The organism is Streptomyces sp. NPDC093984, from assembly GCF_044764595.1.
Taxonomy (GTDB): domain Bacteria; phylum Actinomycetota; class Actinomycetes; order Streptomycetales; family Streptomycetaceae; genus Streptomyces; species Streptomyces cynarae.
In genome coordinates, this window is sequence record NZ_JBIWIM010000026.1 from 1 (window position 1) to 23,445 (window position 23,445).

At 68.8% G+C, this 23,445-nt stretch carries 20 protein-coding genes and 3 pseudogenes; 8 read left to right on the plus strand and 15 right to left on the minus strand.

Annotation, left to right across the window (positions count from 1 at the left end):
* Nucleotides 1–538 (minus strand): IS110 family transposase (locus ACIRC0_RS37675; protein WP_403626022.1); only part of this gene is annotated, 538 nt, incomplete at its 3' end.
* Nucleotides 539–1,154: 616 nt separating this feature from the next.
* Here ACIRC0_RS37675 and ACIRC0_RS37680 point away from each other — a divergent pair.
* Both ACIRC0_RS37680 and ACIRC0_RS37685 read left to right on the plus strand, forming a co-directional pair.
* Nucleotides 1,155–1,784 (plus strand): TetR/AcrR family transcriptional regulator, encoded by a 630-nt coding sequence (locus ACIRC0_RS37680; RefSeq protein ID WP_403626025.1) that lies wholly within the window; start codon nt 1,155–1,157, stop codon nt 1,782–1,784.
* Entirely contained in the window at nt 1,781–2,692 is a 912-nt protein-coding gene (locus ACIRC0_RS37685; protein ID WP_403626028.1) for an SDR family oxidoreductase, read from the plus strand. Before ACIRC0_RS37680 ends, ACIRC0_RS37685 begins: the two co-directional genes overlap by 4 nt.
* A gap of 239 nt (nt 2,693–2,931) precedes the next feature.
* On the opposite strand, the gene ACIRC0_RS37690 is transcribed toward ACIRC0_RS37685, so the two are convergent.
* Entirely contained in the window at nt 2,932–3,879 is a 948-nt protein-coding gene (locus ACIRC0_RS37690) for a zinc-binding alcohol dehydrogenase family protein (RefSeq protein ID WP_403626031.1), read from the minus strand.
* Nucleotides 3,880–3,954: 75 nt separating this feature from the next.
* On the opposite strand from ACIRC0_RS37690, the gene ACIRC0_RS37695 reads away from it, so the two are divergent.
* Together ACIRC0_RS37695 and ACIRC0_RS37700 are read left to right on the plus strand one after the other, a co-directional pair.
* On the plus strand, nt 3,955–4,446 hold the full coding sequence (locus ACIRC0_RS37695) for a MarR family winged helix-turn-helix transcriptional regulator (protein WP_403626034.1): 492 nt from the start codon (nt 3,955–3,957) through the stop codon (nt 4,444–4,446).
* A gap of 73 nt (nt 4,447–4,519) precedes the next feature.
* The gene (locus ACIRC0_RS37700; RefSeq protein WP_403626037.1) at nt 4,520–4,876 is read left to right on the plus strand and encodes a helix-turn-helix domain-containing protein; all 357 of its coding nucleotides are present in this window, start codon (nt 4,520–4,522) and stop codon (nt 4,874–4,876) included.
* Here ACIRC0_RS37700 and ACIRC0_RS37705 read toward each other — a convergent pair.
* From ACIRC0_RS37705 to ACIRC0_RS37760, 12 genes are all read right to left on the minus strand, one after another.
* Nucleotides 4,829–5,170: a hypothetical protein gene (locus ACIRC0_RS37705; RefSeq protein WP_403626040.1), complete on the minus strand. Its 342-nt coding sequence runs from the start codon at nt 5,168–5,170 to the stop codon at nt 4,829–4,831. The two genes, ACIRC0_RS37700 and ACIRC0_RS37705, sit on opposite strands and share 48 nt — an antisense overlap.
* Before the next feature lie 194 nt (nt 5,171–5,364).
* Nucleotides 5,365–6,201: an alpha/beta hydrolase gene (locus tag ACIRC0_RS37710; RefSeq protein ID WP_403626099.1), complete on the minus strand. Its 837-nt coding sequence runs from the start codon at nt 6,199–6,201 to the stop codon at nt 5,365–5,367.
* Between the two features lie 645 nt (nt 6,202–6,846).
* Nucleotides 6,847–7,086 carry a hypothetical protein gene (locus ACIRC0_RS37715; RefSeq protein ID WP_403626042.1) on the minus strand — a complete coding sequence of 80 codons (240 nt, stop codon included), beginning with the start codon at nt 7,084–7,086 and terminating at the stop codon, nt 6,847–6,849.
* 454 nt (nt 7,087–7,540) lie between these two features.
* On the minus strand, nt 7,541–10,060 hold the full coding sequence (locus tag ACIRC0_RS37720) for a GH32 C-terminal domain-containing protein (RefSeq protein ID WP_403626045.1): 2,520 nt from the start codon (nt 10,058–10,060) through the stop codon (nt 7,541–7,543).
* Nucleotides 10,061–10,262: 202 nt separating this feature from the next.
* Entirely contained in the window at nt 10,263–11,777 is a 1,515-nt protein-coding gene (locus ACIRC0_RS37725) for a glycoside hydrolase family 32 protein (protein WP_403626048.1), read from the minus strand.
* Complete coding sequence (locus ACIRC0_RS37730; protein ID WP_403626051.1) at nt 11,774–12,814, minus strand: ATP-binding cassette domain-containing protein; 1,041 nt, start codon at nt 12,812–12,814, stop codon at nt 11,774–11,776. Before ACIRC0_RS37730 ends, ACIRC0_RS37725 begins: the two co-directional genes overlap by 4 nt.
* Nucleotides 12,811–13,764, minus strand: a complete 954-nt coding sequence (locus ACIRC0_RS37735; RefSeq protein WP_403626054.1) for an ABC transporter ATP-binding protein — start codon at nt 13,762–13,764, stop codon at nt 12,811–12,813. Before ACIRC0_RS37735 ends, ACIRC0_RS37730 begins: the two co-directional genes overlap by 4 nt.
* Nucleotides 13,765–13,767: 3 nt before the next feature.
* A complete protein-coding gene (locus tag ACIRC0_RS37740; RefSeq protein WP_403626057.1) occupies nt 13,768–14,688 on the minus strand; it encodes an ABC transporter permease in 921 nt (306 codons plus the stop codon).
* Nucleotides 14,689–14,701: 13 nt separating this feature from the next.
* Nucleotides 14,702–15,679: an ABC transporter permease gene (locus ACIRC0_RS37745; protein WP_403626060.1), complete on the minus strand. Its 978-nt coding sequence runs from the start codon at nt 15,677–15,679 to the stop codon at nt 14,702–14,704.
* Between the two features lie 87 nt (nt 15,680–15,766).
* Nucleotides 15,767–17,446 (minus strand): ABC transporter substrate-binding protein, encoded by a 1,680-nt coding sequence (locus ACIRC0_RS37750; RefSeq protein ID WP_403626063.1) that lies wholly within the window; start codon nt 17,444–17,446, stop codon nt 15,767–15,769.
* Nucleotides 17,447–17,517: 71 nt separating this feature from the next.
* Nucleotides 17,518–18,540: a LacI family DNA-binding transcriptional regulator gene (locus ACIRC0_RS37755; protein WP_403626066.1), complete on the minus strand. Its 1,023-nt coding sequence runs from the start codon at nt 18,538–18,540 to the stop codon at nt 17,518–17,520.
* A gap of 202 nt (nt 18,541–18,742) precedes the next feature.
* Nucleotides 18,743–19,741 carry an aldo/keto reductase family protein gene (locus tag ACIRC0_RS37760; protein WP_403626069.1) on the minus strand — a complete coding sequence of 333 codons (999 nt, stop codon included), beginning with the start codon at nt 19,739–19,741 and terminating at the stop codon, nt 18,743–18,745.
* A 243-nt stretch (nt 19,742–19,984) separates the two neighbouring features.
* Between ACIRC0_RS37760 and ACIRC0_RS37765 the strand changes: the two are divergent.
* The 3 genes and pseudogenes from ACIRC0_RS37765 to ACIRC0_RS37775 form a co-directional block, all read left to right on the plus strand.
* Nucleotides 19,985–20,278 (plus strand): annotated as a pseudogene (locus ACIRC0_RS37765) (hypothetical protein); the annotation flags it as partial.
* 2 nt (nt 20,279–20,280) lie between these two features.
* Nucleotides 20,281–20,694, plus strand: coding sequence for a winged helix-turn-helix transcriptional regulator (locus tag ACIRC0_RS37770; RefSeq protein ID WP_403626071.1), 414 nt, complete (start codon nt 20,281–20,283; stop codon nt 20,692–20,694).
* A gap of 357 nt (nt 20,695–21,051) precedes the next feature.
* Nucleotides 21,052–21,904 (plus strand): annotated as a pseudogene (locus ACIRC0_RS37775) (IS5 family transposase).
* Nucleotides 21,905–21,916: 12 nt separating this feature from the next.
* On the opposite strand, the gene ACIRC0_RS37780 reads toward ACIRC0_RS37775, so the two are convergent.
* Nucleotides 21,917–22,423, minus strand: coding sequence for a DinB family protein (locus ACIRC0_RS37780; RefSeq protein WP_358869820.1), 507 nt, complete (start codon nt 22,421–22,423; stop codon nt 21,917–21,919).
* A gap of 143 nt (nt 22,424–22,566) precedes the next feature.
* Here ACIRC0_RS37780 and ACIRC0_RS37785 point away from each other — a divergent pair.
* Nucleotides 22,567–23,348: pseudogene (locus ACIRC0_RS37785) on the plus strand (IS5 family transposase).
* The last annotated feature ends 97 nt before the right edge of the window (nt 23,349–23,445 follow it).

A 23,445-nucleotide genomic window follows, 5' to 3' on the forward strand; every position in this document is an offset into this window, starting at 1 on the left:
TCAGCAGCTTGAGCGGGCCGATGTTGGTCACGTCCAGGGCCCGCTCGAGGGCGGGGAAGATGTTCAGCAGGGTGCCGCGCAGGCGGTTGACGACGTGGGTGCGGTCCTCGACCAGGTCAGACCGGCGTCCGGTCAGCAGCTTGAGCTCGATGGCTGTCTCGTCGCCGGGGCGGATGGGGCGCAGGTCGCGGCGCATCCTGGCCTGGTCGGCGATGACGTAGGCGTCGCGGGCGTCGGTCTTGCCGTCGCCGCGGTAGCCGTCGGAGGCCCGGTTGACCAGGCGGCCGGGGATGTAGAGGACCTCTTGGCCGTGGTTGAGCAGTAGGGCCAGCAGCAGCGCGGGTTCCCCGCCGGTCATGTCGATGGCCCAGGTGACCTCGCAGCCGTCGGCCAGGTCCAGGACGTCACCGATCAGCTTCAGCAGCTCGGGCTCGTCGTTGGCGACCCGCCGCGACAGCAGCGTTTTGCCGTCGGCGTCCAGTGCGAGGCCGTGGTGATGGCCCTTGCCACTGTCGATCCCCGCCGATATCCGGCTCATCGCGCTCCTGACGTGTTTGTTCGTGTTGTGCGTGCCACGGACGACCTCGCCGGCATTGCTCTACACAGCGACACATTCGCATTTCCTAATCGGCGGCCGAGTCGTCGTGGGGTCCCGGGCGGCAAAGCCTCGTGAGCCATGAGACGGCAGCGGGCTGATAGCCACACCCGTCGCCCCTGGGCGTCCCCACCCTACGAATGGGGGGACCAACCCGATCAAGAAGGTAGAGCGGGCTGACCGCGGAGCGACGGGCGTTTCGCGAGCACCTCCGGTGGCACGCCCTCGCCCAAGGAGACCCGCGGCCTGCGGAAGGAGTGCTCGTGTCCGAGGAACTGCTGCGGATGCTGCGGGATACCACCACCCAGGTGGAGCCGCAGAAGATCGCTGTCGCCATCGACCCCTAGGGTGGCGGCCGGGACGTCGTCGGCGTCATCTGCCGGGTACCGCGGCCGATTACGCCCCTGTTGCCGCCGGCACTCCTGGCCTGTCGTCAAACGATGGCGAGCTGCCGACACTCGGGTCTGGTGGCAGGCGTCCCCGGGTCGGTCGCCACTGATACCGGTTTGCCGTGAAGCCGATGCAACGCTTTAATGAATGAACGGGCATTTATTAATGGATGGGAGCCGTGGTGGCGGGACGCCCCCGAGGGGTCGAGGATGCGGTGATCTTGCGTGCGGCGGCCGAGGTGATCGGCCGGGTGGGTCCTGTGGGGCTGACTCTGGCTGTCGTGGCTCGTGAGGTGGGGTTGGTACCCGGCACGCTCGTACAGCGGTTTGGGTCCAAGCGCGGGCTGCTTCTGGCACTCGCCGAGCAGTCCGCGAAAAACGCACAAGCGCTGCCCGGGCGAGTACGGGAGGAGCACGAATCGCCCCTTGAGGCGCTTGCGGCGCTGATCGTGGAGCCGATGGCTTCGATGGCCACGCCCGAGACCTTCGCCAACCATCTGGCGTTCTTGTGCATCGATCTCACGGATCCGCAGTTCCGCCAGCATGCCTTGACCATCCACCAGGCCCAGGGCCGAGCCATCGAGGCACTGCTCACAGAGGCCCTGCGCACGGGCGAGCTCCGCACTGGGACGGACATTGCCGCCCTGGCCAAGTCCGTGCAGGCGATCACCTCCGGTGCGGGCCTGGTATGGGCCCTCGACCGCCAAGGCACCCTCGTACAGCGGCTCCGGCAAGAACTCAACAAGGTGTTGTCCCCTCACTTCCCGCCCCGCCACGGCCACGACCTGGAGGAATCATGACGAACGACGCACGGCCGCTGGCCGGGAAGGTGGCCCTGGTCGCCGGCGGCACCCGAGGCGGCGGGCGGGGCATTGCCGTCGAAGTCGGGGCCGCTGGCGCGACGGTGTACGTCACCGGCCGCAGCAGCACTGCCGGACGCTCCGACCTGGACCGCCCGGAAACCATCGAGGAGACCGCTGAGAAGGTCACCGCCGCTGGCGGCCTCGGCATCCCTGTCCGCACCGACCACAGCTGCCCGGACGAGGTCTGTGTCTTGGTCGACCGGATCGCGGCTGAACAGGATGGGCAGCTCGACATCCTGGTCAACTCCGTATGGGGTGGAGATCCGCTGACCGACTGGGAGCATCCGCTGTGGGAGCAGGACCTTGATACTGGCCTTCGGCTGATACGGCAGGCAGTGGAGACCCATGTGATCACCAGCCGGTTCGCGCTTCCGCTGATGGTCGCCCGCGGCAGCGGTCTGGTTGTGGAGGTCACCGATGGCAACACCGCCCGCTATCGAGGCTCGTTCTTCTACGACCTCGCCAAGTCCGCGGTGATCCGTCTCGCCGTCGGCCAGGCCGCCGAGCTGAAGGCGCACGGCATCGCGGCCGTGGCGATCACGCCCGGCTTCCTGCGCTCGGAGGCCATGCTGGAGGGCTTCGGCGTCACCGAGGCCAACTGGCGGGACGGCGCGGCCAAAGACCCGAACTTCGCCCGCTCCGAATCCCCCGCCTATCTGGGACGGGCGGTCGCCGCGCTGGCCGCCGATCCCGACATCATGACCAAGACCGGGCGGGCATTGGCCACCTGGGGCCTATACAAGGAGTACGGGTTCACCGACGCCGACGGCACGCAACCGGACTGGCCCGCTCATTGGGCCAATGTCCTGGAAGAGGAGTACGGGCCGCTCGGAGACCCGCTGTGACCCCACGGGATCACGCGTCGGCACGATCCTTAGTGGTCAACTCCGAAAGTCCTTCGGGGCTTGACGGGATTGGTGTGGGTGGCTGTGTGGGGCGCGGCAGGCTGGGTAGCGGCCCTGGCCGCTGCCCAGTGCTGATGAGGGGGCATATGGGGTCGCTTCCCGTATCCGGGGTGGTCCCTTCCCGTCCTGGCGGGGCTCGTCGCGGGAGCCGCCTCATGGTCGGTGCCTTCTGGGTGTTGTCAGGCGACGCGGAGGATGCTCTTGCCATGGGTTGCGCCCTCGGCGAGGCGCTGCACGGCGATGGCCAGGTCTGCCAGGTCGTACTCGGCGGTGATGTCCACGCGCACCTGGCCGTCGGCGACGAGGCCGAGTGCGCGGCGGGCACTGTCGACGAGCCGCTCGGGGTGGGTCTGGCTGAGCAGGTTGCTGTTGTAGGTCACGAGTGATTTGCCGTGCATGAGCAGGTCGTTGGTGTTGGCCAGGACGGGTTCGTACGTGCTGAGGTTGCCGTATGCCACCAGTCGGCCGTGCGCTGCGAGCTGCTCGAGGCTGGCGTGGCGGGTCAGGCCGCCGACCGGGTCGAGGATCACGTCGAACTTCTCGTCGCCGAGCTTGGTCGGGAATTCCTCCCGCAGCAGGAGCTGGTCATAGCCGAACTGGGCGGCGTAGTCGGCTCTGCTGTCATTGCCGACCACGCCGACGATCCGGTCGGCCCCGGCCAGTCGGGCGAACTGGGCGGCGAGCGTGCCGACCCCGCCGGCGGCTGCGTGGATCAACACGCTTTCGCCGGGCCGCACATGCGTGGCGGTGTTGATCAGGTCGTAGGCGGTCGGTGCGCCCCACCCGAGACCTGCGGCCGTCCGCAGCGGCATGTCGCCGATGCTCAATGTGAGCTCGGCGGGTGCCAGGGCCGCCTCGGCGTAGGCGCCTGCCGTGGTCAGCGCGGTGACGGGCTCACCGACACGGCTTGCGTCGACGCCGGCGCCGACTGCGGCGATGTGCCCGGATGCCTCGAAGCCTGGGACGAAGGGGCGCGGCACGGGGAAGTGGCCGTCCCGGACCATGGTGTCGCCCCACTGGATCCCGGCGTAGGCGACGCGGATCGCCACTTGGCCGGGGCCGGGGGTGGGCTCATCGAGTTCGGCGACCTGGTAGTGGTCATCGGTGTCGAGAACGACAGCCTTCATGATTACAGCCCCTTGTGTTGACTCAGTATCCTTACAGTCGAGAACGGTAGGTATATAAGGTTCCTGAGTCAACCCATGAACCTGTCAACCGAGTGGGAGCGTGCGATGGAAGCCCCGATCGAGGATGACCTCTGCACCCGGATCAGGCGGTCAGAGCAGGCGCTGATGGCGCACCACGAGGCAGTGCTGCGCACCTACGGGCTGACCATGACGCAGTACACCGTGCTGTTGATCCTCTGGCGCGAAGGCGGCATGTCCGGCGCCCAACTGGCCCGCTCCTGCGGGGTGACGCAGCAGAGCATGAGCAGCGTGCTGACCAATATGGAGACCAAGGAACTCATCCGCCGCGAGACGTCCCCGGTGCACGCCAAGGTGCAGATCGCCACCCTCACCGATGAGGGCCAGGCACTGCTGGACCGCGCCTACCAGGAGGTGATCATCCTTGAGCGCGCGCTCACCGACGCGTTCACGCCCTCCGAACACGCCGCACTCTGCGAACTTCTGGAACGCGCCACCACCGTCCTGATCCAGCAGACGCGCCACGCGACAGTCCCGCCCGCCACCTGAGCCCGCGCCCGCCATAGGCGCGGGAGCCCCATCACCGCGCACCCGCTCTGGAAGATTCGGTCGCCCTTCTGCGATGCCTGCCTGTTCTGCCGTGCCCGTGGTGCTGACCGCCGCCGAGCGCCACCGTCTGAAGAAGATGGCCTACGGCCACAAGACCCCACATCAGGCCCGGCAGCGGGCAACCATCGTGCTGTTGGCGGCCCGGGGGCGCCCCAATGCCCGGATAGCCGTGCAGACGCGGATGCATGTGTATACGGTGCGCACCTGGCGGGGCCGGTTCGCGGCCGGCGGCCTGCCCACCCTGTCCGACCGTAGGCGCTCGGGCAGGCCGTCCTCGTTCACCCCGCTGCAGGTCGCCGAGGTCAAGGCGCCGGTTTGCCAGTTACCCGCCGAGACGGTCGCGCTGGTCGTGCCCGGAACTGGCTCGTGAGGTGATCGCCCGGTCCATCGCCGGGTCGATCTCCCCCTCAACCGTGCGGTACTCCTGGACCCGTCGGTGGAGTTGCTCGGGCTGTGGTGGGCCGGAGACTCGGAGGGTCACCTGGTTCCCCACCTCCAGCAGTTCGAGCTGGCGTGCGAGTCCGTCGTAGGCGACCACGATGTTGTCGACGAAGTCCGGTTCGACTGCCAGTTGGATATCACGGTCGGACTCGCAGACGGTGAGCCACTGGTCATCGTCGATAAGGATGACCGGCCAGGTGGGCCGACTGCCGGTTTCCTGCACGCCTACCACCTCCCCTGCCACGGCCTGTGGTTGCCGATGCCGCCGGGACCCCTGCGGTGGTAGTGGATGAACTTCCACCGGGACGTTTTAGCTGCACGGAATTAACGGCTGCGATAAAACCTGGCTGAGCCGAAGCACGATAGGTGTCACCAAGGCAGCGTGTTGTCACAAGGACTGTCGGCCCCTGTCAGCAGTCAGGCGGTGAGTGCCGTGCGCAGGGTGGTGGCCATCAGATCGATGGCTTCCTTCCCGGCCGGTACCGGGCCGGTGTGGGTGAAGTAGTGGTCGACATCCTGGAAGCAACGGTGGGTGACCGGAACGCCAGCAGCCTCCAAGGCCTTGGCGTAGGCATCCCCCTCGTCGCGCAGGCGGTCGTTCTCCGCGGTGATGACCAGGGCGGGCGGCAGCCCGGCGAGGTCGTCGGCCAGTCCGGGCGACACAAGCGGATGGGCGAGGTCGGCGGGATCAGGGACGTAGGCGGCGGTGAAGACCCGCATGAGCTGAGGGGTGAGCAGGGGCTTGGCGATGGCTGACTGCTTGGTGGCTGGGTCGGCGAGCTGGTCGAGCGGTGCCGAGTCGATGATCTGGAGGCGGGGCGTGAAGGTGCCGCGGTCCCGAGCGATGCGGCAGACTGCGGCGGTCAGGTTGGCCCCGGCGCTGTGTCCGCCCACGGCGAGTCGCGAACCGTCCCAGTTGTTGGCGGCGCCGTTCTCAGCCACCCAGGCGGTGACGTCGTACGCCTGGGTGACGGGTACGGGGTACGGCCGCTGCGGGGCGACGGCGTAGTCCACGTTGATCACCACGCAGCCGGCCGTGGCGGCTATGTAGCGGCAGATGTGATCGTCCTGCTGGGGGCGGGCGATCACGAACCCGCCGCCGTGGAAGTTGACGTACACGGGGGCAGGGGCTGCGGCGGCGGCCGACGGGCGGTAGACGGTGCAGGTCACCGGTCCGGCGCCGGTCTCCACCCGGATGGATTCCGTGCGCTTCGGGACGTCGGTGAAGCGCAGATCCTTGTGCACGCGGCTCATCATTCGGCCGAGCAACAGCTGAACCCCTCTGGCCTGGCTTCTGGGCCTGAATGACATGACTAGCCCCCATCGCTACAAACTTAAAGTATCAGGAATCCTGATAATGAAGGCTTGTCGCTGATCACGCAAGGGGCAACCACGAGCCGACTACCGAAGGTGTATGGACGCTTCAGGCGTAGCGCCCCGCCTGTTCGTCCAAGCCCCTGTGGCTCCAAGCCCACCCAAGATCCAACGACTCTCCATCTCCCGTACTGGTGACGGAATGGCTGCCGAATGAGCATCTGGGACAAGCCGAATGCCTCGTTGGTGCCAACGAGGCTGCCTCGCCTCCTCCTGTTGGCCAACTCATCCGGCTTCGCCGGTGACAACTACTGGGCTTCGGCTCACTGGCTACGGCCGCCGCGACAACCACGCGGCGGCCGGTAATCCGTCACCGTTTCCGCGACGATTGGAAGGCTCGTGTGAGCACCCCCGCCCCCGCTCCCGCCGCCGTCTGCGCGCCTCGGCACCCGGCGCGGCCGCGCCCCGCCAGCCGGTCGACTGGGCGAAGGCCGGCCGCCGCTCGGCCGACGAAGTGCGCGATGGTGCGGGCGATCCCCGGCGCGGCAGCCGTGGGAGCGTGCGTGGCCCACTCGCGGATCGCCATCAGGTAGATGACGCCGACCTCGTCCAGGACGAGGAGTCGGCGCAAGGGTCGGTGTCGTCGGACAACGCGGTAACGGGGGAGACGATCAGTTCCGCGATGCCCGGCAGCAGCCCCGGCAGCTGCTCCACCTCGGGTGCGAGCCGCGCGGTCTGGGCGTCGTCTCCGATCTCCACCGCCAGGATGTAGTCGAAGCCGAGTTGGACCCGGTGCGGGGGCAGCGCGGGAACGATGGGGGACATGGGCAGCTCATGACGTACGGTCGCCGTGCCGACCACGACGACGTCTCCAGCAGGGCCGTCGGGCAGCCGCCCAGCGAGTTCTCGCGCCGCCGCCCTTCCCGATCCCAGCCGCGGAAGTGCCGCGCCCGGGCGCTGCTGCGGTGTGGCGGGCAAGCCAGTAGGCGAGCGGCACACCCTCGCGTCGAGGCCCAAGCCCCATGGCGATTCCGGGAACCTGGAGATCCTCGCCGACCTGCTCAAGCCAGTCCTGCGCGTCGGCGCCGGGGTGGTGACGGCGCTGCTCCAGGCCCACATAGCTCGGCGAGCGCGATGGTCTCGGGGTAGACGACCACGGGGGCTGTCTTCCGACGGCCTTTGGGCACGCCGAGGGCGTCTTCCCGGCGCCGCCAGGTGGCGCTGCCGACCTGGCGGCGGTGGACCCCATCACCACAGTGTGACCTTAGCTAAAGATGGGTCACTTCCATATGGATGCCAGTTGCCACGCTTGCAGGCGGGTGAGTTCGGCGGTGCCGTTGTCGGCGAAGACGTCGACGCCGGTGCTGGAGGGGTCGGGGAAGATCTGGTCGGTGAGGACGACCTGCTGGCCGGCAGCGTTCTGGGCGTACACCTCGACGGAGGAGGCGTCGACGAGGATGTGCAGGCTGAGGGGTTTTCCGTCGAGGGCGAGCGGGGCCCGCTGGACGCCGGGGAAGGTCGGGTCGAAGTCGACCAGGCCGGAGGCGGTGCGGTCCACGTAGACCTCGCCGGTCGCGGTGTCGTAGCCGATGCGGGTGCGCTGGCCGGAGCCGGTGCGGACGTCGAGGCCGAACCGGTCGGCGCTGCCCGGGGTGAGCTCGGCCTCGAGTTCCAGGGTGCTGCCGTGGACACCGAGCGGCTTGGTGCCGTTGGTGACGGTGGTGGGCGGGGCGGTGGTGCCGCTGGTGCGCAGGGATTTCAGTTCGCCGACCGGCTGCTGGACCAGCTCGGTCTTGCCGTTCACCGTCCGCAGGGACAGCTGGCGGGGAAACGTGTCCGCGCTGCGCCATGGGCTGGTGGGGATCACCTGCCCGTAATTCCAGTTGTTCATCCAGGCGAGCATGATGCGTCGGCCGCCGGGGGCGTCGTTGTAGGTGCCGGCGGCGTAGAAGTCCTCGCCGTAGTCGACCCAGTGGGCGCGCTGCAGGGTGCTGAGCGCGGACGTGTCGGCAAGAGTGAAGTCGTCGGCGAGGATGTGGCCCCAGCCGTCCTTGTTGTGGTCGACGATCTGGATCTGCACCTTCTTGCCGATCAGGTCCTTCAGGTCCCAGGAGGTCCAGTCGAGCGTTTCGCTGTTGGAGCCGGTGGCGGTGCGGACCACCTTGCCGTCGACGAGGAGGTTGACGGCGGTCTGGTCGTCGCGGGGCGCCGCGGGCTGGTCGGAGAAGACGATGTCGCCGACGGCGATGTGGCCCCAGCCGCTGGCGCCGGTGTTCTGGTCGACCACCTGGATCTGCGCCTGCTTGCCGAGGTAGGCGCTGGTGTCCCAGGAGTTCCAGTTGAGATTGGCGCTGTTGGAGCCGGTGGCGGTGGCGACCGCCTTGCCGTCCACGATGAGGTTGACGGCGGTCGGGTTCGGCATGTCGTACGGGTGGTAGCCCATGGCGGTCTGCAGGTCGATGTACTTGCTGGTGATGGTGAACGTGGGCGAGCTGATGGTGCCGGTGCCGGGGTCGCCGTCGGGGGTGTAGGTGTCGAGGGTCTTGGGGCCGAGCTGGCCGGGGAGGCTCTCGGTGGTGGGCCCGGAGTTCGCGAAGGAGCCGGTGGCGGTCCAGCCGTCGCCGTAGGTGTCGCCGGAGAAGTCGGCGAAGACCTGTCCGGGAGGTGCTGCTCCGTCGCCGGCGCCGTCGACGTGGGGGTGGTTGCCGCCGCCGACCAGGAAGTTCAAATAGCGCTGGCTGACGGTGAAGTCCGGTGAGGTGAGGGTGCCGGTGGCGCCGTCGCCGCCGTTGAAGCTGTTGACCAGGCCGCTGCCCCGGTAGCCGGATACGGTCTGCTGGTTGGGCAGGGTGCCGGTGGCAGGAGCGGAGCCGAACGCGTCGCCGGTCGCGGTCCAGTCGCCGTAGGAGCCGGAGTCGAAGTCCTGCAGCACGGTGCCGCTGGGCGGGGTGTAGGTGGCGGGGTCGTCGGAGGTGAACTTCTTGCCGTCGAAGTCGCCGGTGAAGTACTGGGTGCCGGTGCCACCGGCGATGGACTGGGTGCCGACGACCAGGACCCACTTGGTCTTCTTCGGGTTGCCGTCGACCGGCAGGGGGAACAGGTCGGGGCACTCCCACACGCCGCCGGTGGCGCCCGCGGGGCCGAAGTCGCTGAGATGGGTCCACTTCTTGAGGTCGGGTGAGGAGTAGAAGGACACCTTGCGCTGGTCGGAGAGGGCGACGGCCATCAGCCAGCTGTGCGTGGGGGCGTACCAGAAGACCTTCGGATCACGGAAGTTGGTCGAGTCGATGTCCAGGACCGGGTTGCCGGAGTACTTCTTCCAGGTGGTGCCGCCGTCGGTGCTGTAGGCGAGGGCCTGCTCTTGCTTGCCGGTGGCCTTCTGCTGGCTGGTGTAGACGGCCACCATCGGCGGGTTGGCCTTGGTGCCGAAGCCGGTGGAGTTGTTCTTGTCCAGCACCACGCTGCCGGAGAAGATCATCTCCTGGTCGTCCTGCGGGATGGCCAGCGGGAGCTGCTTCCAGTGCACCAGGTCGGTGCTGACGGCGTGGCCCCAGGACATGTTGCCCCAGGTGTTGCCTTCCGGGTTGTACTGGAAGAACAGGTGGTACTGCCCCTTGTAGTAGATCAGGCCGTTGGGGTCGTTCATCCAGTTCTGGGCCGGGGTGAAGTGGAACTGGGGCCTGTACTGCTCCTGGTAGAGCGTGTCGGCCATGGCGGGAGAGGCGGCCACCAGGCCGAGCCCGGACAGGACAGCGAGTGCTGCGAGCAGTCTGTGGCTCGGACGAGTCTTTCTGGGCATGGTGCTCCTTCGCAGGCGTGCGGACTCAGCGCCAGATAGGGGAGGGGCTGGCCCGAGTCAGTGCGGGTGAGGGCCTCAAGGCCGAGCGGTTCCGGCCAGTAGCTGGAACACGCCCATGGCGGCTCCTGGGGAAAGGCAGGGGAGGGTGGGCCACGGCCCGGGGGGATGTCCACCCCGCGGGCCGTGGCCGGATGTAAGACGGTCACGGCCACAGCGGCCGGGGTCCGTCGGTGAAGGCCGACGCCATCTGCCAGGCGTCGAAACGCTCCAGGGTCACGGCGCCGTCGGCACCGATGCCGACGCCGACCGCCTCGTCGGGCCGGGTTGGGTAGACGCGGGCGGTGAGGGGGCGCCCGTTCGCGAAGATCTCCAGGGCGGAGTGGTCGACGAGGACGCGCAGGTCCACACGGCCGTCGGCGTTCAACGGCAGCTCACCGTGACGGGGTTCGGTGTCGACCGTCGGATCGAGGCTGCTGCTCTCGCGGTGCAGACGGAGCGTGCCGCCCGATCCGTCGTGCGCCCTGCTCACCTCCACGACCGTGCGCTCGGCGCCGTCCGGTGTCTCGCGGACCACGAGCCGGGCGGTCGCTCCGGGGGCGAGGCACAGGGTCGTCTCGATGTCCAGCTGGTCTCCGCGTACGGTGTGCAGCCGGGTGTACGCGGTCTCCAGCGGGCCGGCGGGAATCCGTAGGTGCTCCCCCCGCAGCAGGCGCAGTTCCGGCACCGGGGCCTGGTCCAGCCGGCCGTCCGCGCCGAGCGTGACGATCCTCGGCAGGGACATCACACCGCACCAGCCGGCCTCGGCGTTCGCCTCGTCCGTGCGGCCCTCCTGGAGCCAGCCGAACATGATGCGGCGGCCGTGCTCGTCGCGGGTGGACTGGGGGGCGTAGAAGTAGCGTCCGCCGTAGTCGAGGCGGTGGACGGCGGCCGGGGTGAAGGTATCGCCCTCGTAGCGGCCGGTCCAGTACAGGGGGTGGTGCGTAGTGCCCTCGTCCCAGGTGGAGAAGACCAGCAGGTCCGTCCCGTCCAGCCCGAACAGGTCGACGCACTCCCACATCGTGCCGGTCCAGTCGAGCTGGCCCCGGTTGTGCGAGGCGTCGCCGGTCAGCAAGGGACCGACGTACCGCCAGCTGCGCAGGTCGTCCGACTCGTACAGGAAGGCCGTACCTCCGACGCCGCGGATTCCCGAGCCGATCAGCTGCCGCCAGACCTGGCCTTCCCGCCACACGCAGTGGTCGCGGAAGGCGGTGATGTCGACGCCGTCGGGCGGGGCGGTGATGACCGGGTTCGCCGGGTCCTTGGACCAGTACCTCAGGTCTGCCGATCCCCTCGCCACGCAAGGGAGTTCATGCTCACCGTGCCGACCGGAGTAGACGATCGTGGGCACTCCTCCGTCGTTGACGAGGACGCCGGACCAGCAGCCGTCGCGGTCGGGGCCGTCGGTGCCGGGGACGAGGGCGACCGGTTCGTCGGTCCAGTGGACGAGGTCGGTGCTGGTGGCGTGGCCCCAGTGGATGCGGTGGTGGGCGGGGGCGAGCGGGTTGTATTGGTAGAAGAGGTGGTAGACGCCCCTCCAGTGGGTCAGGCCGTTGGGGTCGTTGAGCCAGCCGCCGGGCGAGGTGAAGTGGAAGCGGGGGCGGTGGGGGTCGCGCAGGGCGCGCTCGGCCAGCCCCTCGGCTGTAGTACGGCCGGAGGGGAGGGTGAGGTCGTGGGTCATGCGGCGGTGGTCTCCGCTTTCTCGGTGTCGTCGGTGGCCTCGTCGGTGGGACTGTCGGTGGCCTTGAGCACGCGGCGGGCGATGTCGGAGGCGGGTGCGCGCAGATGGCAGCGCACCCAGTGGGGCTGCCCCTGGTCCTCGCCGATGATGTGGCGTACGGGCTCGGTGCGGCTGCACGTGCCGTCGTCGTACGGGCAGGAGGTGGGGTTGAGGATCGCTTCGCGCAGCCGGGCGCGCTCGACGGGGTCGTAGCTCCCGGCCCGTTCGGGGTCGGGTACGGCGGACAGCAGCAGCCGGGTGTAGGGGTGGGCGGGGGCGTCCATGACGGCCAGTGCGTCGCCGCCCTCGACGAGTTCGCCGGCGAACATCACCATCGTGGTGTCCGCGAGGTAGCGGGCGGAGCCCAGGTCGTGCGTGATGTAGAGCATGGCGATGTTCCGCTCGTCGCGCAGGCGCCGCATCAGGTTGAGCACGCCGACGCGCACGGAGACGTCCAGCATGGAGGTCGGTTCGTCGGCGAGGATCAGCCGGGGCTCGACGGCCAGGGCACGGGCGATGGCGACGCGCTGGCGCTGGCCGCCGGAGAGCTCGTGCGGGTAGGACTGCAGCATGTCCTCGGTCAGGCCGACCGTCGTCATCAGTTCGCGCAGCGCCTTGCGGGTGGCAGGGTGGCCGTGCAGGACGACGGCTCGGGTGAGGAAGTGCTCGATGCGGTGCACGGGGTTGAGCGAGCCGAAGGGGTCCTGGAACACCATCTGGACCTTGCGGCGGTACGCCCGTGACGCCCGGCGCCGCTCGGTGCGCAGGACGTCTTCCCCGTCGAGCAGCACCTGTCCGGAGGTGGGCTGTTCGAGGCGGGCGAGGCAGCGGGCGATGGTGGACTTGCCACTGCCGGACTCGCCGACCAGGGCGGTGATCCGGCCGGCGGGCAGGTCGAAGGAGACGTCGTTGACGGCGCGGACACGGCGCCGGGAGAAGACGGTGCCGACCTGGAAGTCCTTGGTCAGGCCGCGTACGGACAGCAGGGGTTCGGTCATCGGGCGCCTCCTTCGGCACTGCGGGCCACCCAGCGGCCTGGCGCGACCTCGCGCAGGTCGGGGATGTTCATCGAGCAGTCCGAGCGGTCCTCGGGGCAGCGCAGGTGGAAGCCGCAACTGTCGGCGGTGCGCGGGGCGTCGAAGAGGCCGGTCAGTTCCCGGCGCGGGCCGGTCAGCGGCGGGAAGGCGTTCATCAGCGCCTCGGTGTAGGGGTGGAGGGGCTTCGCGAACAGCTCCTTGGCGCTGGCGAGCTCGACGATCCGGCCGCCGTACATCACGCCCATGCGGTCCGACAGCTCGACCATCAGGGACATGTCGTGGGTGATGAAGAGGATGGAGAAGCCCAGCTCCCGCTGGAGGTCGCGGATCTGCGCCATGATCTCCTGCTGCACGACCACGTCGAGCGCGGTGGTCGGCTCGTCCATGATCAGCAACCGGGGCTTCAGGGCCACGGCCATGGCGATGACCACGCGCTGGCGCATGCCGCCGGAGAGCTGGTGCGGGTATGCCGTGAGCCGTCCCGGGTCGATGCCCACCAGCTGAAGCAGCTCGCCCGCCCGCTCTCGCGCGGCCCGCTTCTTCAGCTTCTCGTGGGTGGTGAAGATGTCGCCGATCTGCTCGCCGATGGTGAGGACGGGGTTGAGCGAGTTCATCGCCGACTGGAAGACCATGGCGATCTCCCGCCAGCGGAAGGCGCGCAGCTCCCGCTCGTTCAGCGCGAGGACGTCGCGGCCCTGGAAGCGGATGCTGCCCGCGGTGATCTGTGCGGGGGGCTTGAGCAGTCGCATCACCGCGTTGGCGATGGTCGACTTGCCGCAGCCGGACTCACCGGCGAGGCCGAAGATCTCCCCCGCTCCGATGGAGAAGGAGACGTCGTCGGCGCCCACGACGGTGCGTCCGTCGCCGCGGTATTCGACGCGCAGGTCGCTCACCTCGAGTACGGGTTCCATGGCTCAGCCCCTCCTCTCACGCCGGGCCCGGCTGCTGCGCAGCCGGGGGTTGGTGATCTCGTCGACCGCGTAGTTGACCAGCGCGAGCGCGAAGGCGACGAGCGCGATGCAGAGCCCGGAGGGCACGAAGGCCCACCAGGTGCCGGTCATGAGCGCGCCGTCGTTGCTCGCCCAGTACAGGTTGGTGCCCCAGCTGACGATGCTGGTGTCGCCGAGGCCGAGGAACTCCAGGCCGGCCTGGGCGCCGATGCCGAAGATCACGCAGCCGAGCAGCGTGGTCATCACCACGGACGCCATGTTGGGCAGGATCTCCCGGAACATGATCCGCAGCGGGCGTTCGCCGGTGACGACGGCGGCGGCCACGAAGTCCTTGCCGCGGATCGATTTGGCCTGCGCGCGCAGCACCCGGGCCGAGCCGGCCCAGCCGGTGACGACGAGCACCAGGATCACGGTGGAGGTCCCGGGGGGCAGGAACGCGGCGAGGATGATGAGCAGCGGCAGCCCGGGCAGCAGCAGGAAGAGGTTGGTGACCAGGGTCAGCGCGTCGTCCACGATGCGGCCGAAGTACGCGGACGCCAGGCCGACGACGATGGCGACCGCGGTCGCCGCGAGCCCGACGGTGAACCCGACGAACAGGGAGCTGCGCGCGCCCCACAGGGTGAGGGCGAGCACATCCTGGCCCTTGGCGGTCGTGCCGAGCCAGTGCGCGGCCGAGGGGGCCTGGCTGCCCGTGGAGTTGATCAGGGACGGATCGCCGGGGGTGAGGACGGGAGCGAGCAGGGCGAGCAGCGCGAAGAGGGCGAGCAGGGCCAGCCCGGTCAGTGCCTTCTTGCTGTTCAGGAGTTGGCGCAGCAGCCCGCTCCGGCGAGCCGTGCGTGCCGGGGTTGTCGGGGTGGTGGCCGTGGCGATCTCGATGGCGGTCATGTCGGCTACCTCCTCAGCGGACGCGGACGCGCGGGTCGAGGCGGACGTAGAGGAGGTCGACGAGGAAGTTCGCGAGGAGTACCGCCGCCGTGATCGTGAGGAAGATGCCCTGCATCAGCGGGTAGTCCAGGCCCTGGACGGCCATCAGCAGCTGGTAGCCGATGCCGGGGTAGGCGAACACGACCTCGGTGAGCAGCGCGCCGCCGACGACGAAGCCGAGCGCCATGCCGAAGTTGGTGACGGAGGGCAGCAGCGCGTTGCGGGCGGCGTAGCGGAACATGATCCGTGTGGGGCTGAGCCCCTTCGCCTCGGCCATCGTGATGTAGTCCTCCGCCGCCGTGGCGATCATGGTGTTGCGCATGCCGAGCATCCAGCCGCCGATGGAGACCAGCACGATGGTCAGCGCCGGCAGCACCAGGTGGGTGGCGACGTTGGCGAGGAACTCGCCGTTGAAGCCCGGGGTCAGGCCGACGTCGTAGGCGTGCCGCAGCGGGAACCAGCCCAGGCTCACTCCGAACAGATACAGCGCGCCCATCGCCAGCCAGAAGTACGGGAAGGAGCCGACGAAGATCAGCAGGGGCGGGAAGGCGGAGTCGAGGACGCCGCCGCGCCGCCAGGCGGCGACGATGCCGAGCAGGTTGCCGAGGACGGCGGCGATGACGAGCGAGACGCCGCCGAGCAGCAGGGTCCAGCCGATCTGGGAGCCGATCACGTCGGAGACCGGGGTCGGGAAGCGGGTGATGGAGATGCCGAGGTTGCCGGTGAAGACGTCCTGGACGTAGGAGACGTACTGCTCCCACAGGGGGCGGTTGTCGAGGCCGAAGAGTTTGCGCAGCTGGGCTATCTGGTCGGGCTGCATCGTTCCCTGGGCCTGCGCGAACATCCGGGAGACCGGGTCGCCCGGCATGAAGCGCGGGAGAACGAAGTTCAGGGTGATGGAGGCCCAGAAGGCGAGCAGATAGAACCCCAGGTTGCGCAGGATGAGACGCACGGTTCGTGCTCCTGTCGGTGGGGGCGGCGAGGTCGGGGGCTGGGGCGGCCGTCCGGGGAGGGGGACGGCCGCCGGTCCGCGCGGGCGTCAGCCCTTGACGGGCTTCAGCGAGGTGAGCACGAGGATCGTGCTGCCGTTGCGGTTGCCGAGGGTGGCGTACGGGTCGTGTTCGGTGGGCCAGCCGGTGAAGCGGGCGTCGGTGTACTCGCCCCACTCGGGGCCGGTGAACAGCGGCACCACGGGCGCGTCCTGGTTGTACAGCTCCTGCAGACTGTCGATCTGCTCGTGCTGCGCCTTCTCGTCGGTGGCGGCGGCGAAGGCGTCGATGAGTTTGTCGGCCTTCTTGTCACCGAAGCGGTGGTAGTTCTCGGTGGCCTGCTTGCCGACCGGCACGAGCATCTTCGTCGACATCACGCCGCGGTAGTACTCGTACGGGGTGGCGCCGTTGTTGGACCACACGATGCCGGTGTCGAACGTGCCGTCGTTGTACGAGGAAGAGACGGCCGACCAGTCGGGCGTCTTCACCGTGGCGGTGATGCCGACCTTCGCGAGGTCCTGCTTGATGATGTTGGCGACCGAGATCCAGTCGGAGGAGGCTGAGCCGACGGAGATGTCGAGCGTGAACGGCTTGCCGTTCTTCAGCAGCCGCTTCCCGCCGCTCTCCTTGTAGCCGGCGGCGTCCAGGGCCCTGGCGGCGGCATCGGTGTTGTACTTCGTCCACGTGCAGGAGGCCGCGAGAGAGGCGTCGCGCCACGTGTCGTACGTGCGGGCCAGGCCCGTGCAGTCGGCGGGCTGGGCGTAGCCGTTCATCGCGACCTTGGTGATCTGGTCGCGGTCGACGGCCATGCTGAGCGCCTTGCGCACAGCCACGTCGTTCAAGGGGGCCTTGGTGGTGTTCAGCTGCCAGTTGATCATGGCGCCGGTGGCCGGGAACCAGTAGTGGTTGTGCTTCTCGTCCTTGGCGACGAAGGACTTCTCGATGTCCGGGATGAACGTCTGCGCCCAGTCGGCCTCACCGCTGGTGAAGGCGAGGTTGGCGCTGTCGTTGCCGGAGAAGGCGAGCATCTGGATGCCGGCGATCCGCTGCTTGGCCGGCTGCCAGTAGTCGGGGTTCTTACGCAGCTGGTACGACTGGCTCTGGAACTTCTCCACCTCGGTGTAGGGGCCGGTGGCGACCGGGTTGGGGTTGGTGAACTTCGCCGGGTCCTTCACCTTGGACCAGATGTGCTTCGGCAGGATCCAGTGGCCGCCGATCTCGTAGAAGGCGGGTGAGAAGGGCTTGTTGAAGGAGAACTTGACCGTGTGGGCGTCGACCGCGGTGACCTTGTCGAGGTAGTCGAAGCCGCCCAGCACTTTCTTCTGGAGCTGGAAGGTGTAGACGACGTCGTCGGCGGTGAACGGCTGGCCGTCCGACCACTTGACGCCGTCGCGCAGCGTGAACGTGATCGAGCGGGCGTCCTTGGCCTGCGTCCACTTGGTGGCGAGCCACGGCGTGTCCTTGGCGTCCGACATGCTGTGCACGACCAGCGGCTCGTAGATCGCCTGCAGGGTCATCGGGGCGGCCTGCGGGGAGAGCGGGTTGAAGTTGCGCGTGAAGGTCGCCAGGTCCTCGCGCGGGATGGTGAGCAGCTGGTTGCCGGAGGTGTCACCGGCGGCGGCAGTACCCGAGCCGCCCGTGCAGGCGGACAGGACCAGGGCTGCGGCGGCGGTCGCGGTGACCGCTCTCAGGGCGGTCCGAAACCGCCGTGGGGATGTGGAGGCTGCCATAATGAAGACTCTCTTCTCTCTTCAACACAGGACGAAGACGGGACGGGACTACTCAGCGGGCTGATTCGCGGTCAGACCGATGAGCGTTCGAGCAGCGGGCAGTCGATCGTCACCCGATGGGTGTCGAGCGGCTGCCCTGCTGCGAGAGCGGTGAGCATCTCGACGCCCTTGGTGCCCATGGCTTCGAAAGGCAGGGCGAGCGTCGTCAGCTTGGGCCGCAGATAGGCGGCGATGAGTTCCTGGTTGTCGAACCCCACCACGGCCACGTCGTGCGGGATGCGCAGTCCGCGTTCCTTGATCGCGTCGTACGCGCCCATCGCCATCCGATCATTGCCGCAGAACAACGCGGTCGGCCGGTCGGCGGCCGGGCGGTCCAGCAGCTCGCAGGCAGCGGTGTAGGCGCCGTCGGCGGTGGCCCAGCCGGGGATGACGAGGGTGGGGTCGGGCGTGATCCCGGCCTCGCGCAGTGCACGCTCGTACCCTTCGCGCCGGCCGATGGCGGCCGGGATCGCCGGGTCGAGGTTGATCAACCCGATGCATGTGTGCCCGGCGTCCAGGAGACGGCGGGTCGCCCGGTAGCCGCCCGACACCTCGTCGGGCAGGATGCACGGCAGCTCCCCTTCGGCGTCGTAGCAGTTGACGAGCACCGTCGGCACCTCGCGGGCGGCCTTCGGCAGGGTGACGGCCCGGTGCCAGGTCGTGGCGTAGAGCAGCCCTTCCACGCGGTGGTCCAGCATCTGGTCGAGCGCGGCGGCCTCCTGGGCGGGGTCGCCCTCGCTCGCGGCGATCAGCAGGCACCTCTGGTCGCTCCAGGCGCGCTTCTGCGCCCCCGTGATCACTTCGGCGGCGAAGGGGCCGGTCACGATCTCGGTGATCAGACCGAACCAGCCGCTGCGCTTCGCGGCCAGGGCCCGCGCCCCGGCGTTGGGCCGGTAGCCGAGCTCGTCGATCGCCGCGAGGATCCGCCGACGGGTCTCGTCGGGGATGACGGCGCCGGGCTTGTCGTTGAGGACGAAGGAGACCGTGGTCCGCGAGACACCGGCATGGCGGGCCACGTCACTCATGGTCACGCGGCGCGCCTCGTTCGTGGCCACTTTTGGTCCCCTTCGGTCGAGGGAGGCGCTCGGCGGGCCTCCGGTTTCGCGCTTTAGTAACGCGCGTTAGTTCGGTGTTGCGGGGAAGTTACGGCTGTCTTATGCGGCATGTCAATACATCGTCGGGACCGAACAGCGTCGGCAATGAGACGCCTCGTCGCTGCGCTACCCGTCGGGTGGCGTGATGCCGATGGCACGGCTCTCAAGGGCGCTTCGGGAACACGTCGATACGCTCGGGGTCGCGCTCGACGACCGGATCGAGGATCTCGTCGACCCGCTCGACCAGCTCGTCGTCCAGCGTGACGTCCGCCGCCTTGGCGTTCTCCGCGATCTGCTCGGGCCGGGACGCTCCGACGATCGCCGCGGAGACATTCGGATTGCGCAGCACCCACGCCAGGCTCAGGGTCGCCGGCGACATGCCCGCCTCGGCAGCGAGAGAAGCCAGTTCCTGGACCCGGGCCAGGACCTCGTCGCGCAGCCATCCGGCCACGGCGTCGTTGCCACCGTTGGTGTCGGTGGCACGGGAACCGGACGGCGGTTGCGCTCCCGGCTTGTACTTGCCGGTGAGCACGCCTTGGGCGAGCGGGGACCACACGATCTGCCCGATGCCCAGCTCCTGGCAGACCGGGACGATCTCGGGCTCGATCACGCGCCACAGCAGGGAGTACTGCGGCTGGTTGGACACCAGGCGGATTCTCAGCTCCCGCGCCAGCTGCGCCGCGGCCCTGATCTCCTGCGGCTTCCACTCCGAGACACCGATGTAGTGCGCCTTGCCCGCGTGGACGACATCGGCGAGGGCCTCCATCGTCTCCTCGAGCGGGGTGGCGTAGTCGTAGCGGTGGGCCTGGTACAGATCCACGTAGTCCGTGCCGAGGCGGCGCAACGAGCCGTTGATCGACTCCATGATGTGCTTGCGCGACAGGCCGCGGTCGTTCTTCCCCGGGCCGGTCGGAAAGTACACCTTCGTGCAGATCTCCACGCCCTCGCGGCGCACGCCCTTCAGGGCGGCGCCCAGTGCCTCCTCCGCCCGGGTCTCCGCGTACGCGTCGGCCGTGTCGAAGGTGGTGATCCCGGCATCGAGAGCAGCGCGTACACATGCCGTGGCCGCGTCTTGGTCCACCTGCGACCCGTGGGTGACCCAGTTGCCGTAGGCGATGGCGCTGACCAGCATGCCGCTGCCGCCCAGATGGCGGTAGTCCATGTTCGTGTCCCTTTCCGAGGACGAAGAGGACGGTGGCCTGCGAGGCATCCGCGATGACGTGCCACGTCGCTCTTGGCCGTCCGAGGGGCCTGACGCTTGGCAAGTTTTTTATCCCCGTTGGTGGACGGAGGCGCGCCAGGCCCTCGGTTTCGCGCTTTAATAACGCGCGTTAGTAGGAGGTTGCGAGGAAGTTACGACCGTTTCGCGCCGCATGTCAATACCCGCGCGGGGACACATCAGGCCATCGGCCCGGCGCCCTTCCCCGGCACGAACGCGCCGGGCGCCCCGCATCGTCCGAACCAGCACACGCATGCCGCGGCAGCCGCGCGCGTTTACCCAGAAAGGCAGACCACCATGGCCCGACTTGAGACCCCCGGCACCATCACCGTCCTCGGTGAGTGCGTCGCCGACGCTTTCACCGACCCCGCCACATCCGGCGCGGGCGAACTCGCCCTGCGGGTCCTGCCCGGGGGCGGCCCCGCCAACACCGCCGTCGCTCTCGCCCGGCTCCGTACTCCCACCCGCGTCCTCGGGCGGTCGTGGGCGAGAAGTGGACGATCCTGATCCTGCGTGAGGTCTGGTACGGCTCGTCCCGTTTCAACGAGTTCGAACGCGTCCTCGGCTGTCCTCGCAACCTCCTCGCGGCGCGACTCCGGATGCTCGTGGAGGAAGGGATCCTGGCCACCGAGACCTACAAGGAGCCGGGCTCGCGGAGCCGGCCGAAGTACGTGATCACGCCCAAGGGCATGGATCTGGTCCCGGCCGTGATGGGGCTCGTGCAGTGGGGCGACCGCTACCGCGCCGACCCGGAGGGCCCGGCCATGCTGCCCCGGCACCGTGGATGCGGCGCGCACGTCGACGCCCAGGTCCGCTGCGACCGGGGCCACGCCGTACAGCCGGAAGACATCGAGAGCATCCCCGGCCCCGCCTTTCGTCTCAGGCCCACCGGGTGAACTGAGCGAGGTGGCGCCAGGAGCTCGTGATGGGCTCAGTCTGCCGGGGTGCGCTCGCTCCGTCTGGCCCGGGCCTGGTTGGAGGCGGGCCTTTGTGCGGTCGCTCAAGCCGGGTTCGCAGTGGGATCCGTCCTGCGCGATGTCGAAGGTGCCCGTGCGGCGGGCATTCAGCAGGGAGCGGGTTTCGTGCATGACGGTGCGGTCCAGGTCCGGATGTCCGCAGAACCCGCTTCGTAGGATCCGTCGTGGCGGCATCGCCAGCGCCCGTCCGAGGAACTCTGCCGGGCGCGGCCGATCCCGCCCGTGCTCGGGTTCGCGTTGAACGGCCGACCGATCACGCCTGCGCAGCCGGCGCGCATGACCGATTGCGCGGCGCCGCATCTGCCGAAATCCGGGAAGCGGGGCGGCCGTTGAGCCAGCCACCGCAGGGTCATCAACGGGATCTGTACCGACTGCGCACTGGGGTGCCACGGCGGGATCTACCTGCGCGTTTCGGTCCGTGGAAGACCGTGTACGAACGGCACAGACGTTGGTCGGCGGACGGCACCTGGGACGGGATCTTCGCGGCCGTCCTGGCCGACGCCGACACGGAGGGCCGGATCGACTGGTCGATGGTCAGCGTCGATTCGACCTCCTGCCGGGCCCATCAGCACGCCGCCGGGGCTCGTAGGAAACCGCCACGAGTGCCGGGAAAAGACGCACGCCCCGGCAGCATCGCCCCGACGAGGGAATCGGACGCTCCCGGGGCGGCCTGACCTGCAAGATCCACTTCGTCGGTGAGGGTGGACGCCGCCCCCTGGCCCTGCTGATCACTCCGGGGCAGTGGGGCGACGCTCCGCAGCTCATTCCGGTCGGGGAACGCATCCGTGTTGGCCGCCTCGGTGGCGGACACCCGCGCACGCGGCGCCACCACCTCGGCGGTGACAAGGCGTATTCCTCCCGCCGCAACCGCCGCTACCTGCGACGACGCCAGATCAAGCACACCATCCCCGAACCGAAGAACCAGCGGGCCAACCGCCAACGAAGGGGCAGCAAGGGCGGCCGACCCGCAGGCTTCGACAAGACGATCTACAAGCGAAGGAACGAAGTCGAGTGGACGATCAACGCGTTGAAGAACTCCCGGGCCGTGGCCACGAGGTTCGACAAGCGCGGCTACACCTTCCACGGCACCGTCACCGTCGCCTCGATCCGACTCTGGCTCCGCCCGTGATCTCCTCCGGATCTAATCGCCGGTCGTGCCGTCGAGCATCTCGCGCAGGATGTCCAGATGGCCGTTGTGGCGGGCCGTCTCCTCGGTGAGGTGAAGGAGGATCCAGCGCAGGTCGACGTGGAGGCCGTTGCGGATGGCTCGCTGGGCCTGCTTGTCCAGACCGTTCCCGGCTACCAGTTCGCGATAGCGGGCGCTCTGTTCGGCGTATTCGTCGAGCAACTGCGTGAGCGGGAAGTCGACGGCGATACGCATCTCGCGGTCGGGGTCCTCCTCGGTCCAGGGGCCCCGGTCTTCCTCGCCGAGGAAGACCACCTGGAACCAGTAGTACTCGACCCAGCGGAGGTGGTTGATCACTCCGCTCATCGTCATCAGCGGTGAGCCCGGCAGGAGCGCCTTGCGTGCGTTCTCCGCAGAGACGCCATCGCACTTGGCGCGCGCGGTGTCACGCGCGTAGTCGAGAAACGTGGTGAGCTGAGTGCGCTCGTCCCAGGCAGGCGGCGTGTCATCGATTCTGGTCATCACGCGAAGCGTCGCCGATCACCGCGCCCGATGTCGAGGTATTTATCGACGGGCTCGACCTGCTCCGCCCAGTTCCTTGTCCGGCGGGTCGCTAAGAGATCGTCTCAACTGGCTTGATCACTAGGCTGGCGGCCGTGATGGCGATGGTGGGGCGTCTGGTGCCGGACGGGCTGTGGGAGTTGTTCCAACGGGTGGTCCCGGCCGCGCCGGTGCGCCCACAGGGCGGTGGCCGACGCCGCTACGGTGATCGCGAAGTGCTGGCGGCGATCTTGTTCGTGGCCACGACCGGCTGTACCTGGCGGCAACTGCCGCCGGACTTCGGCCCGTCCGGCCCCACCGCGCACCGGCGGTTCACCGAGTGGAGCCGGGCCCGCGTCTGGGGCAAGCTCCACCGCCTGGCCCTGGACGAACTCGGCGCGCGCGGCGAGTTGGACTGGTCCCGGTGCGCCATCGACTCCGTGAACATGCGGGCCCTGAAAGGGGGGACCTTAGGGGTCCGAATCCCGTAGATCGCGGCAAGAAGGGATCAAAAGATCCACTTGATCACCGAGCGGACCGGTCTGCCCCTCTCCATCGGGATCTCTGCCGCGAACACCCACGACAGCCAGGGATTCGAACCCCTGGCGCGCGGCATCCCGCCCATCCGCTCCCGGCGCGGGCCGCGGCGACGGCGGCCCGCAAAGCTCCACGGAGACAAAGGGTACGACTACGACCCCCTGCGCCGATGGCTGTGCTCGCTGAACATCCCCCCGCGCATCGCACGAGGGCGTCGAGTCGTCCCAGCGCCTGGGCCGCCACCGCTGGACCGTGGTGGCTTGCCGGGTGCCGCCGCCTGCACCGCCGCTACGAGCGCAAGGCCGAACACTTCCTCGCCTTCGCCGGTATCGCCGCCGCGCTCATCTGCTATCGGCGTCTGGGCGCGTGAGCCGGTTCATACGGCTCCGAGGAACACCGGGTCGGCGCCGTCGAACTGAAGGCACGAGTCGCGGCTCAGGCCCAGGAGTTCCGGAGTAATTGTCAAG